At 63.6% G+C, this 12,881-nt stretch carries 11 protein-coding genes; 6 read left to right on the top strand and 5 right to left on the bottom strand.

The window, feature by feature from the left end; all coding sequences use genetic code 11:
• Positions 1–2 precede the first annotated feature (2 nt).
• A complete protein-coding gene (locus BXE_RS26600; RefSeq protein ID WP_040124917.1) occupies positions 3–1,043 on the bottom strand; it encodes a hypothetical protein in 1,041 nt (346 codons plus the stop codon).
• 182 nt (positions 1,044–1,225) lie between these two features.
• Between BXE_RS26600 and BXE_RS26595 the strand changes: the two genes are divergently transcribed.
• The 6 genes from BXE_RS26595 (at position 1,226) to BXE_RS26570 (ending at position 9,485) form a co-directional block, all read left to right on the top strand.
• Positions 1,226–2,674 (top strand): PucR family transcriptional regulator, encoded by a 1,449-nt coding sequence (locus BXE_RS26595; protein WP_233518972.1) that lies wholly within the window; start codon positions 1,226–1,228, stop codon positions 2,672–2,674.
• Positions 2,675–3,137: 463 nt separating this feature from the next.
• Positions 3,138–3,413, top strand: a complete 276-nt coding sequence (locus tag BXE_RS26590; RefSeq protein WP_040125447.1) for a hypothetical protein — start codon at positions 3,138–3,140, stop codon at positions 3,411–3,413.
• Positions 3,410–4,459 carry a multidrug transporter subunit MdtN gene (gene mdtN, locus BXE_RS26585; RefSeq protein WP_011491222.1) on the top strand — a complete coding sequence of 350 codons (1,050 nt, stop codon included), beginning with the start codon at positions 3,410–3,412 and terminating at the stop codon, positions 4,457–4,459. The genes BXE_RS26590 and mdtN overlap by 4 nt, the downstream gene beginning before the upstream one ends.
• Positions 4,440–6,482: an FUSC family protein gene (locus BXE_RS26580; RefSeq protein WP_011491221.1), complete on the top strand. Its 2,043-nt coding sequence runs from the start codon at positions 4,440–4,442 to the stop codon at positions 6,480–6,482. The genes mdtN and BXE_RS26580 overlap by 20 nt, the downstream gene beginning before the upstream one ends.
• On the top strand, positions 6,469–7,998 hold the full coding sequence (locus BXE_RS26575; RefSeq protein ID WP_011491220.1) for a TolC family protein: 1,530 nt from the start codon (positions 6,469–6,471) through the stop codon (positions 7,996–7,998). The genes BXE_RS26580 and BXE_RS26575 overlap by 14 nt, the downstream gene beginning before the upstream one ends.
• 17 nt (positions 7,999–8,015) lie before the next feature.
• Entirely contained in the window at positions 8,016–9,485 is a 1,470-nt protein-coding gene (locus BXE_RS26570; protein WP_011491219.1) for a mechanosensitive ion channel family protein, read from the top strand.
• A gap of 79 nt (positions 9,486–9,564) precedes the next feature.
• Here BXE_RS26570 and BXE_RS26565 read toward each other — a convergent pair whose 3' ends face one another.
• The 4 genes from BXE_RS26565 to BXE_RS26550 all read right to left on the bottom strand — a co-directional run bounded on the left by BXE_RS26565 (position 9,565) and on the right by BXE_RS26550 (position 12,870).
• Entirely contained in the window at positions 9,565–9,858 is a 294-nt protein-coding gene (locus tag BXE_RS26565; protein ID WP_011491218.1) for a DUF4148 domain-containing protein, read from the bottom strand.
• 66 nt (positions 9,859–9,924) lie between these two features.
• Positions 9,925–10,920: a Bug family tripartite tricarboxylate transporter substrate binding protein gene (locus BXE_RS26560; protein ID WP_148223004.1), complete on the bottom strand. Its 996-nt coding sequence runs from the start codon at positions 10,918–10,920 to the stop codon at positions 9,925–9,927.
• A complete protein-coding gene (locus tag BXE_RS26555) occupies positions 10,917–11,783 on the bottom strand; it encodes an MBL fold metallo-hydrolase (protein ID WP_011491216.1) in 867 nt (288 codons plus the stop codon). Before BXE_RS26555 ends, BXE_RS26560 begins: the two co-directional genes overlap by 4 nt.
• 82 nt (positions 11,784–11,865) lie before the next feature.
• Positions 11,866–12,870 (bottom strand): LysR family transcriptional regulator, encoded by a 1,005-nt coding sequence (locus BXE_RS26550; RefSeq protein WP_011491215.1) that lies wholly within the window; start codon positions 12,868–12,870, stop codon positions 11,866–11,868.
• Between the last annotated feature and the right edge of the window lie 11 nt (positions 12,871–12,881).

The raw sequence follows: 12,881 nt of genomic DNA, 5'->3' as shown, positions 1-12,881 counted from the left end.
CATCACGACCAGTGCGCGGGCACCCAGACACGCCCGACCCAATGGCCCGGCATCCAAACCACCGGACGCGGCGCCGGCGCGACATAGACCACCCGCGGCGCGACGTACACCGCAGGCGGCGGAGGCGGCGGTGCGTAAACAATTGGCGGCGGCGGCACGTAGGCCACCGGCGGCGCGACCACGACCGGCTTCGGTGCGATCACGACTGGCGCAGGCGCCACGACAACGGCGGGCGGCGGCACATACGCGAGCGGCGGCGCCACGACAACCGGCTTCGGTGCCACGACGACCGTCGTGCCGCCGGTCGCGACAACACCCGTACTCGCCACAACCGTCCCGCCCGACGTCACCGTGTTGCCGTGTACGCCCGTCACGCTCGACGAGGTCGCCACGACGCCCGGCGCAACGCGCGTGGCCGAACCCGAGTGGTCGACGGTTCCGCCATCCGGTCCGCTCACCGTGCCCGACCGCGAACACGTTGAACCGGCGCAATTCGTCGACGCCGAATGGCTGACCGTATTGCCGTTCGAACCGGTCACCGATCCCGACGACGAATACTGCCCCGGCCCGGTCTTCGTAACCTCGCCTGAGGTGCTCGCCGTCTTGCCGCCCGGCCCCGTGAGGGTGCCGGTATGCGAACACGTGCCACCGGCGCAGCTGGAGTCGCCCGAGTGCTGAACAGCGTTGCCATAGCGGCCCGTCGCGGTGCCCGCATTCGAGAACTGGCCCGGCGCCGTGCGGGTCACCGTGCCGGTGTTGGTGGCGAGGCCGCCGTAGGGGCCGACGACACCGCCCGCATGCGAACAGCTGGCGCCGCCGCACGAGCCGTAACGCGCGCCGTTATAGGTGCCGCGCGACGTATATGCGGTGCCGTGTTCGGACCACGCGAACGCCGATGCGCTACCGAGCGTGAGCACGGCCGTTGCGGCGCAAAGGACGAGCTTGCGCAGCGCGCCGCGTGCGGACGAAGGCGGCGTCACCGGGGCGGGCACGGAGGCAGCGGCGCATGCGCCGGCCGGAACGACGAACGAACGATTCTTCACGATATATCCTTCCTGGATTCGGGCCACTTCGATCACTGCGGCGTGGCAACGAACGGACTATAGAAGGACGCGCCGACATAATCGACAGGGAAGATATGTCACGCTGTTTCACCGGCAGGAGGGCCGGTGAAACAAGGGTTTTGCGGGCGTTTTCCGCACAGCGTGACATATTTCGACATAGATTGAACACGCTGCTTCATTGGGCGAAGCCACAATGGCGCTGTAGATTGTCACAATCCAATTGGCTACGCGCGTTTTGTTTTCCCACTTATCATTGCGCCAGTTGCAAACCGGCCCACACGAGCTGGCACAGAATGGGCCTTTCGACGCGAACCCACGCTCGTCTGTGCATCAGCCAACGTCGAGCAGACCCTGGAGGAGTGCAAAGCGTGACAATCCGCATACCTGAAATCTCCCCATCACTGCGCAAGTGGACCGAGAAAGCGGCGCTGGATCACGCGAGCGTCATCGATCGGGTCTATGCGGCGTTGATGAATATCAAGCCGTATGCCGACCTTGCTTTATCCGCCAAGCTGGATATCCGCAATTCGATCGCTCTGTCTTCGAAGCTATGGTTCGGCACGCTGTTGTCCGGGAGCGCGCCTTCCGGGGAGGAGCTTGAAACGTTCCGCGAGTACGGACGCCGGCGGGTTCAGCAGGGCGTACCCCTCGAAGCGCTGTTGCGTGCGTTTCGACTGGGCTCGCGCGAATTATGGTGCTTTTATATTGAGCTCGACGAGAAAGACGACAGCCTGCGGGATGAACTGCTATTTCAGATTTCCCCGTATTTGATGGAGTTCTTCGACATCATGGCGCAAATCATCTCGCAGACTTACCTGGAAGAACAATACAAGCAGGCCCGCTGGCGTGAATCGCTGCGATATCAGTTACACAGCATTATTTTCAACTTCCCCGAAGACACCGAAGGATTTGCCAAAACGGCAGCCGCGCTACGCCTCGACGGGACCATTCCCCGCATAGCGCTGGCCATTGACGTCGAGCGGATCGACAGCAATTCGCCCAGCTTCAAAAGCGAACTCGACCGGATCGTCGCCGCGACTGCCCGGCACCTCAAATTGCCCGCCGACGAACTCGTCGCCATCTGGTTTCGTGGACAACTACTCGTGTGGATACCTTCGCGGCTCGGCGACCTGATGAGCATCAATGATCGGCAAGTGGGCAAACAGATTGCGTCGATCGCGGAGACATTGCCGGAAATCAGGGCGATTGGCGTCGGCCTCATGGGCGAAGGCGCGGCGGGCTGGGCCACGTCCGCGGACGAGGCAAGCCGGGCACTCGGCTTTGGCCGCAGCCGCGGCGGCGAAGAGCGCGTGCGTTTGTATTCGGAGATTGTCGTCGAAGAAAGCGTACGCGGCGCGAAGAACGCGCTGCGCTATCTCGTCTCGCTGGTCGAACAGCTTGCCAGTGAGCCGGACTTGCTCGAAACACTCGGAACCTACTTCGATCAGCTCCAGCGAAGAAAGGTAACTGCAAGCGTGCTGGGTATTCATCCGAATACGCTCAACTACCGGCTGGAGCGAATCGAAAACATTCTCGGCGCAAGACTGGACGACGCCGGCTGGGTATCGAAGCTCGACATCGCCATCAAGCTGCGCGGCTCGCCCGGATAGCCGGATATCGTGTGTCCCGGCATTGTGAAAAGAGCTAACTTCATTGTGTGTTGTTACATAGGCGAGAGGTCAGGATAACTTTAAGATCTCTCGTGCTCTCCGCCGTCGATTTGAACTGGCATGCCGGTAAAGAGAAGTCAGGATCAGGACCGCCGGGTCGGATTGCCGTATATGGGCGCACATGGCGGACATGTCTTGCAGATCGGGATCGGGATCGGCATGCGCACGGCAGTCGCGATGATCAGGATGGCAAACATCTTCTTCCCCTGTTCCGGCGAACCCGGCAACTGACACAACCTATGGCCGGCAATTGACGACCCGCAACAGGCGCAGCATCGCAATCGACCTCAAATCAGGCGGGCGGCCGCGACGAGTTCTCAGGGCCGCCCGCCTCCGCGGCCCGATGGTACACTTCGACGGCGACCGACGACGCCGTTCTCGAAACCCGAATGACAGGATGGTCATGAGGCAACGACACGCACTCCTCATATCACTCGCCCTGGGCACCCTGAACGGGTGCGCCACCCGCGGCGCACCTTCTTTCGCGCTGTTCGGTGCCTTCTTTCCCGCCTGGATGTTTTGCGCGGCGCTCGGCGTCCTTGCCTCGATCGGCGCGCGAGCGCTCTTCGTGTTCTCCGGGCTGGCCGACGTCCTGCCCTTTCAACTCTTCGTTTGCACGGCGATCGGCGTCTGCGCGGGCCTGCTCGTGTGGGTGCTCTGGTTTGGGCACGGACCATGAGGGCTGCGGGCAGCCATCGTCGCCCGCTCTGGGCCAAGCTGATTTCGCTTGCAATCGTCGCCGCCGCCGTACTCTTCGCACTCTATGTGTTGCACAGGAGTTCGGTGATGCCGTCCACCGACGACGCCACGATCGACGCCGATGTCGTCCACGTGGCCGCCGTGGTCGGCGGCCGCATCGTGGCTATTCCGGTGGCCGAGAACATGCACGTCGCAAAAGGCGATCTGCTGTTTCAGATCGACCCGGTTCCGTATAGTCTGACCGTGGCGCAGACTCAGGCGGACCTGAGCGTAGCGCAAGCGGCACTGGATACCCAGCGGCGGGTGCTGTCGACCCAGCGATCCACCGCGACCGTCTCCGCGGATCAGGTGCAACGGGCCAAGGCCAATCTCGCCCTTGCGGAGCGCACGGTGGAGCGGCTTGGGCCGCTGGCGTCGAAAGGCTACGTGCCGGCCCAGCAGTTCGATCAGGCGCAGACCGCGAAGCACGATGCGACCACCTCGCTCCAGCAGGCTCGCGAACAGCAAACGGCAGCCGTCCAGGCAATCGACACGGAAGCCGGCGCCGAGGCAACGGTGCGCGCGCGGCAGGCGGCGCTCGACATCGCGCAGCACGCGCTCGGCGACACGACCGTACGCGCGCCGCACGGCGGGCGCGTCGTCGGGCTCAGCGTGCTGACCGGGGAGATCGTTGCACCGGCGCAGACATTGTTCACGCTGGTCAACGACGATGAATGGTTCGTGGTCGCGAACTTCCGGGAGACCGATCTGCATGCCATCGCCGTCGGCGACTGCGTGACGGCTTTCTCGATGATCGACCGCGCCCGGCCCATCAAGGGTACCGTTCAGGGCATCGGCGCCGGCGTACTCGACACCGACCGGATCTCCCTGCCCCGCTCGGTGCCCTATATCGAGCGTTCGCTCAATTGGGTCAGGGTCGCCCAGCGCTTTCCGGTGCGCATCCGGCTCGAGAGTCCCCCGCAGCAGCTCATGAGACTGGGCGCTACCGCCGTCGTGGAGGTCAGGCATGGCGACGCCTGTCGATAACGGGCGGGCCTTCGCGGCGGAGCGGATTCGCGCCATTGTCGAACCGTTTCCCGGGCGGCTCGAATTCGCGATCCGGCTGGCTGTCATCTGCGCGCTGACGACGCTCGCCGTCGAGATCTATCAAACGCCTGAGCCGGCGCTCACCGCCTATGTCGCCTTCTTCGTGATGAAACCCGATCGCGCGACGAGTGTCGTCATAAGCGCGGTCCTGCTTCTGCTGATTACGTTGATCGTCGGCACGGTCCTGCTGATCACCATGCAGGTGATCGACGCACCGCTCTGGCGGGTCGTCGCGATGACGCTGGTGTCGTTCTGCATGCTGTTCGCGGCGTCGGCGAGCAAGCTCAAGCCGATCGCCGCCATCGTCGCGCTGATCGCGGCTTATGCGCTCGATCTGCTCGGCACGGCGCATATCGGCGAGATCGCGACCCGCGCGTTGCTGTACGCATGGCTTTTCGTCGGCATTCCGGCGGGCGTGTCGATCGTGGTCAACCTCGTCGCCGGGCCGGCGCCGCGGCGGCTTGCCGGGCGCGCGCTGGCGCATCGGCTGCGCGCCGGCGCGAAACTGCTTCGCTCACCCGACGAGAACACCCGCAGGCTTTTCCTCGCCTGCCTGCATGAAGGACCCGGCGAAATCCCGGCGTGGCTGAAACTGGCCGGCGCGGAGAAGACCTCGCCCGCGCAGGACATTGCGGCGTTGAAGCAGGCCACTCAGGCAACCGCCGCGATCCTCGCGACGCTGGACGTCATTGCGCGCGAACCCGCAACGCCGCAAACCGGGCGCCTTCGCGAGCACATCGCGCAGACACTCGACGGGATGGCGGCAATTCTCCAGACGGGCGGCTATCCAGTCGACATCACGCTCGCGCAGATCGACGGCGAGACCGCGTTGTCGCCGCTCGCGGCGGCGGCGCTGGCGGAACTGCGTGCCGCGCTGGCCGCCTTCGCCGAGCCGCCGCCAGCCGCATTGCCGCCGCCACCGGCAGCGAAAAGCGCGGGCGGTTTTTTCGTACCGGACGCGTTCACCAACCCGGCCCACGTTCAATACGCGCTAAAAACGACCGCCGCGGCCATGTTCTGCTATGTCGTCTACTCGCTGCTCAACTGGCCCGGCATCCATACCTGCCTGATTACCTGCTACATCGTGTCGCTCGGCACCACCGCCGAGACGGTCGAAAAGCTGACGCTGCGGATCGTCGGCTGCCTGATCGGCGCGGCAGCCGGCATCGCGGCCATCGTGTTCCTGATGCCGAACGTCACGTCGATCGGCGCGCTGATGGTCATCGTGTTCGTCGCCACGCTCTTCTCGGGCTGGATCGCGGCGGGCAGCCCGCGCATTTCGTATATCGGCTTCCAGATCGCGTTCGCGTTTTTTCTCTGTGTGATTCAGGGTCCGTCGCCTGCTTTTGACATGACCACCGCTCGCGACCGGGTGATCGGCATTCTCTTCGGCAACCTCGTCGTCGCAGTGGTGTTCACGCAGATCTGGCCGGTCAGCGTGGCGAAGCGCATCGACCCCGCCATTGCAGCCCTGCTTCGCCGCCTCGCCGCAATGGCCGGCTCCGACACGCGGCCAAGGCGCTGGACGCTCGCCGCCGAGGCGCAGGCAGCGCTCGGCGCCATCGAGCAGGACCTCGATCTGTCGCGCTATGAACCGTCCTCCATTCGCCCGGCGCCTGGCTGGCTCGAGCGGCGCAGGCGCGTTGCGGAGGCCGTCGCACTGCTACAGGGGCCGCTCCTGGTCGACTTCACGCGAGCGCCTCTTGCAGCGGCTGGGGTCGCGAGCCGGCTCGATCGTCTGGCCGACGCATTCGGTCCTGACACGACAGGGCAAGCGACTCCGCCAGCGTCGGAACATGCGGCTTCACCGCGCCACGCCGGGGATGCTGCGAAAGCGAATGCGAACGCGAATGCGCCGGGCGCGACGCATACATTCGTCGATCCCTTTCTCGCCAGGCTGGAAGACGCAATCAACCAGCCGGTCAAAGACGAGGACGGGAGGCTCGGCTATGCGCGTGCGTAACGGCTCCATCGTCGCTGTCGTTTCCTCACTCCTGCTGACCGGTTGCGCAACATCGGCACTCGATATGGCGCCGCCCCGGCCGGACCAGCCCTGGTCGCCCGCCACCACGTCCAGCGGCGAAATCATCGCGGGCGAACGAAACCAGGCGGGAGCGGCGAACAGCTATGTGCTCCCGGTGAACTCCGCGTTGACGAATATCCCGCCGCCTCCCGCGGTCGATCCCACCGAGGTCTATTCGCTGTCGAGACTGATCGACGTTGCTGAGTCGAACAACTCGGCGACTCGCATTGCGTGGAACGACGCACGACGGGTGGCGCTCGCCGCAGGCATCGCCGAGAGCACCTATCTGCCAAGAATCACCGCTACGGCGATCGGCGGTTTTCAGGGCAACAGCGGCAGCGATTCCGTGCAAGGCGTGAACTTCAACAATAGCGGCTCGGCGAACGGCACCGTCTCGGCGGTGTCTCTGCAATGGCTGCTATTCGACTTCGGCAAACGCGCGGCTGTGGTCGAGGCGGCGAAGCAGGCGTCGGTCATCTCGAACATCGCCTTTAACGCCACCCATCAGCAGGTCATCTATAACGTCACTCTTGCGTTTTATACGCATGCCGCCGCCAAGGCCCGCGCCGCGACCGCCGCGCAGTCGCTGAGCGACGCGCAAGCCGTTCAGAACGCTGCGGAGGAGCGCTACAAACACGGCATAGGCACCGTGATCGAAGTCGCGCAGGCACGCCAGGGCACCGCACAGGCGAACCTCGCACTCGTGCAGGCCACCGGCGGCGAACAGGATGCGTATCTGGCCTTGCTGACGGCGATGGGCGTGTCGCCCCTCACCCACATCAAGGTCGCCGATGTAGCGGGACGCAACCTGTCACCGTCAATGGCGACCTCCGTGGAAGCGATCGTTTCCGAATCGCTCGGACGGCGGCCCGACGTGCTCGGCGCTTACGCGGCACGAAGCGCAAGCCTCGCGAACATTCGGGCGGCGCAAGCCGAGTTCATGCCGAAAATTTTCCTGTCGGCGATCGGCTCGTACAACGAGGGCGGCCTGAATCTAACCGCGCTCCCCTCGGCCAGCCAGGAACCGCCGACCGTCAATGTGAACGGGCACCGTTTCAACGGCGGCATCTTCGTCGGCCTGACCATACCGATCTACGACGGCGGCACACGCTCGGCGGTGCTGGCCCAGGCGCGGGCCGATGCCGATAGCGCCGATACCCGCCTGACGCACGTGCGCGACGAAGCGGTCCGCCAGATCGTGCAAGCCGACAATGCGTTGCGCACGAGTCTTTCGGCATACCAGGCATCGAAAGCGCTCGCCGGCGCCGCCCAAACTACCTTCGACGCAGCGCTCGCGGCGTATCACAGCGGTGTCGGCTCCATCACGGACCTGACGTTGGCGAACAGCCAGCTTCTGCAGGCACGAAACGCATCCACCGACGCATACAGCACGGCTTTGTCCGCCGCTGCCATGCTGGCGCTGGCGACCGGCACGCTCGGCGCCACACCCGAATAGCGCCAAAGGAGAACGAGGTGAATCTGACTCTGCTCTCCGCCGCCATGCTGGTGGCGATCACACTCGTGGGAGTGCTCGGGCTGCGGCGCTTCCCGGACAAAGTCCGGATCACGTTCGACGTCTGCTGTTTTCTCGTCATCAGTTTCTATTTTCACAAACAGGGCATCTTCTTTCCGGTCTTCCCGCCCTTACCCGATCATGCCGACAGCGGAGCGCTGTGGCTGCGGGCGATAGGCGGCGCCTGGTGGCTGCTGGGTTCGCGCATCGTGGTCGCCGGCCTCTGGTTCGCACTCCATCGCGACCGGCGCTCGCGCGGGGCCCGGCTTTTCTCGGACCTGTTCGCTGCCGCTATTTATATCGCGACCGCCGCGATCGTGCTGAACTCGGTCTTCGCGCTGCCGATTACCGGCGTGGTCGCCACTTCCGGCGTCGTGGCGATCGTGCTCGCCCTCGCACTGCAGAACACATTGGCGGACGTCTTTTCCGGCATCGCAGTCGGCATCGAGGCACCGTTCGGCGTGGGAGATCGAATCCAGATCGCAGACAAGATCGAAGGCGTCGTCGCGCAGATCAACTGGCGGTCGATCCGGATTCACACGGATGGAGACGACATGGCCATCATTCCAAATAGCCTGATTGCCAAGGCCGAGATCGTCAACCGAAGCAGTCCGAGCCAACGCAGGGCCGCATCCGTGGAGATTACCTGCCCCGAAAGTGCGGTTCCGGAACGCGTTATCGAAACCCTGCTTCACGCGACACTGCTGTGTCCGGATATTCTTTCGGTGCCCGCGCCGAGTGCCGTGCTCACTCAACTCGGTGCAAGGCGCAATGCCTACAAGATTTCCTTTTTCGTCGGCAACACGCGCCACCTTTCTTCCACCAAAGACATCCTGCTGCGGGCCGCGCGCCGTCAACTGCACTATGCCGGCTTTCTCGACCAGGACCGCCGGGACGACACAGCAACCCCCAACCTCTCCGATGAGGCGCTGACGGTTCGCAGACTGCTTCGCGACATCACCCTGTTCGAGTGCCTCGACGAGCGGCAACTCGACAGTCTTGCCGATCTTTTCGAATTGCTCCGGCTCGAACCCGGAGAGGCGCTTTTCTCTGAAGACACAGCGGACGCCGCGCTCTACATGGTAGCCGCGGGGATCCTGGAATTGACGCGAAAATCCGGAGCCGTAGCCGGGACGGTCGACTGCATTGGCGCCGGCGAATATGTCGGCGAGATCGGCATGCTCACCGCGGCGCCGCACGCGGCTACCGGAGTCGCACGCACCCATTGCAGAATCTACCGGCTTCCGCGCGAAGCGATCGCACCCCTGCTGGCAAAAAACACGGAACTGGCGTTTGCTTTCGACAAGTCGGTACGCCGTGGAATGGAGATACTCCATCGTGAGGTAGCCGTTCGTGCGTCGCCCGACATCGGTCCGCAAGGGCAATTGCTACAGCGAATCCGGAGCATCTTTCATTTCGGCTCCGATTGAGTTCGATGCGACAGGGTAACGAATCGATCAAACGCGTCAATACAATTCCCCGCTGCGCATATTCTCCACGTCTGCAGGTTCACTGTCCCGACGCCGGCGCCGGATGTGCCGTCGGCCCGGACTTGCGCTCGGCGTTCTGAATATCCTGCGGATAGTCGGCCTGGTCCTTACCCGGCTTATAGCCATTGCTCTCGAGTTGTTTGAGTTCCGCGGTCCGGTTCGCGCGCGCGGCTTTTCGCTGTGCTTTTCGAACCTGCTTTGGCGAAGATGCACTCGTGTCCGTACCCTGTGCATCAGCCAGCGGCGAAAACACGAATGCGACCGATATCAAGGCAGCAACGGCGGATACCCGTGCGGAAAACAGGCGGATCATGGTGGCGTCTCCAGATGTAAGACGGACCGTGTTTGATCCGTCGAGAGAATTTCTTATCGGCTACTTCTACTTTGCGACAATGCCACGCGAACGGAAGAGCGCACTCCAGGTCTGTGCTTCGGAAGCCAGCCTGCGGGCGGCAGCATCTCCCGTACTACTGACGGCGGCAAATCCCAACTGCTCGAATTCGGCTCTCACCTCCGGCGTTTCAATGGATTTAACGAGTGCGGCATGCAAACGGGCGACGATCGGCGCCGGTGTCGCAGCGGGCACGAAGATGCAATTCCAGGTCGTGAACTGATATCCGTTGAGCCCCGCTTCTTCCAGACTCGGCACGTTGGGCAAACGGGGCGCCCGCTGACGGCTCGTCACGCCCAGTGCCAGCAAGGTACCGGCCTCGATGTTGCCGGCAACATCGGTTACGCCGCTGAATTCGAGGTCGGCGAATCCGCCCAGAACCGCCATCGTGTCTTCGCCTCCGCCCTTGTACGGAATGTCGGTGAAGCGCACGCCTGTCTTCTGCTCGAACTCCAGCTTGGCAAGCGCAACCGGACTGCCGATACCCGCCGTCGCATTGGTCAGCTTCCCCGGATTGCGCGTGGCGAAATCAACCAGTTCACGGACTGTCCGCAGCCCGAGACCCGGTCGAACGGCGAGCACATAAGTCTGTTCGGACAGCATGCTCACCGGCTTGAGGTCGGCCACCTGATAGCCGATGTCCTTATAGACGAGCGGATTGGTTTCGAAAAAGGTGTTGGAGCCGAGCAGAATCGTATAGCCGTCAGGCCGCGCTCTCGCAACGTAGGCCGAGGCGATATTGCCGCCCGCGCCCGGTTGCGCCTGAACAATGATCGGCTGGCCAAGATAGGTATTCAGTGCTTTGGCAAGAATGCGTGCCTGTGCTTCGCTCGATCCTCCCGGGAAAGCAATCACCAGCCGGATGGCTCCTTCCGGCCACTCCGCCCGCGCGTCAGTCTGCGTGAACACGCCAAGCACGACGGTGCAGGCCGCCAGCATCGCACGCCAGCGCAGGTGTTCCGTGCCGGTTCGGGCGGAACTCAAGCCGCAACCATCTCGAACGCGTCGCTTTCAGGGACGCGCAGAATCCGGCCGACCGACGGCGTGGGGAAATGCGCCGTGCAGCACAGGGTCTCCGTTTCAGCGTAGCGTTCGAGAAAGCGTCGGCGGGTTGCGGTCGCGACGAGCGGATCGAAATCGCGAAGCATCGACAGTTGCGGATGCCTCAACTGCAGCGGCGAATGAATCAGATCACCCGTGACCACTGCCGAATCACGGTTCCGTCCGAGTGCGATGCTGACGTGATCGACCGTATGCCCCGGCGTGGGAACGAGGCGGACATATTCGCTACATTCATGCGTATTGCGCACCAGCTCCGCACGCCCGGCCTCGATCACAGGCAGCACACTGTCGATCAGATGCGGTACGGGCTGTTCCCGATTCTGCGCGGACCAGAAGGCCATCTCCTTCGCCGAGAACAGATAGCGCGCGTTGGGAAACGTCGGCACCCAGCGTCCATTCTCGAGGCGCGTATTCCAGCCCACATGATCGACATGCAGATGGGTGCACAACACGAAGTCCACATCCGCGGGCGTAATGCCGATGCGGGCCAGCGCGCGAAGATAGGTTTCATCCCGCCTGTGATGCCAATGCGGCCGCGTCTGCCGTTCCTTGTCGTTGCCGATACAGGTATCCACGAGTACGACATGGTCCGGTGTCTGGATCAGATACGACTGGAAACACAGCACGATGCGGTCATCCGGCGAGAGCGCGCCGATTCCCTGGAGCCACGAACGATTCACGGCGAGCACGTCTTCAGTGAGATCGGGAAACATCGTTGTTGCCGCGACCATCGGCCCCTGATAGTCGACAATACGATGGATCTTCAGTTCGTCGCAGTGGAACATCGCACTCACTATTCGTCAGGGATGGTGGGCAAGCATGCACCATCATATTCACCACACCGCGAGGCCCACAAGTTCGTTTATGTCACGCGCGAGGTGACATGCAGGCCATGTCGGCCAGACGCAGATGGAGCGCGTCGCCGTGCGTGCCTGAACGCGTAGCAGCGCTAAATGCAAGGGCTGCGGCCTCGCCACCCAGGCTGCGCACAATCTGCTCTTCCAGCACGGATATCACGGCGCCACGCCGGCGCACGACACCGACACAGCGCCAGATTTCCGGACCATCCACCGGGCGAAAGACAGTGGATGGCGTCGCAAACGCATACGCGCACAGCGCCGGCAGTACCGCAATGCTTCCGCCCTGCGCGGCGAGCGCCACCGCCGCGTGAACGGTCGAGACTTCAACGCGGGAACCGGCGCTTGCACGCAACGCGACGGAGTCATCGAAGAGTCGGCGCAGGCAGTTCTCCTCCGTGAGCTCGACCAGCGTTTCTCCCGCGAGCATGGACCAGCTCAACGCCGGCTCACCGTTTGCAAGCGGATGATGCTTCGCCATGAGCGCGCCGAACCGGTCCGACAACAGCGGGCGCGCATCGAGCTCGGGTTCGCATCCGTCGAGTGTCGTCACGCCAAACGAAACGTCACCGCTTTGCACGAGACGCCGGACATGTTGCCCGTTTGTCTCGATGACGCGCAGCGTCAGCTGCGGATGGCTCTCACGCAGCGCCGCAACGACAGGCGCAAGCAGAAGCGTGACGACCGACCCGGCGGCCGCGATGGCTACGTGAGCGCATGGCTCGCGCGCGAGCGCGCTGACCTCGATCAACACCGCGTCCATGTCGGCGAGCGCGCTGCGCAGTCGCGGCAAGAGCTCGCGACCTGCCGGCGTCAGCGCGACACTGCGCGTGGTGCGCTCGATCAACACGACCCCTAACGAGCGCTCCAACTGTCGGATATAGCCGCTGACCGCCGGCTGCGTTGCATGCAGCGCTTGCGCGGCAGCGTTGAATCCACCACGCTCGGCAACTTCACAGAACGCCCTCAACTGCTTCAGTGTCGCGCGGCGCGAGACCGTGCTTCCGTCATTCATCTCGTTCCCTT

Origin of the sequence: Paraburkholderia xenovorans LB400, from assembly GCF_000013645.1 — a bacterium.
GTDB classification, from domain to species: Bacteria; Pseudomonadota; Gammaproteobacteria; order Burkholderiales; family Burkholderiaceae; genus Paraburkholderia; species Paraburkholderia xenovorans.
Note: the sequence above shows the minus strand (reverse complement) of the source record. Positions and strands in the feature narration are given on the sequence as shown.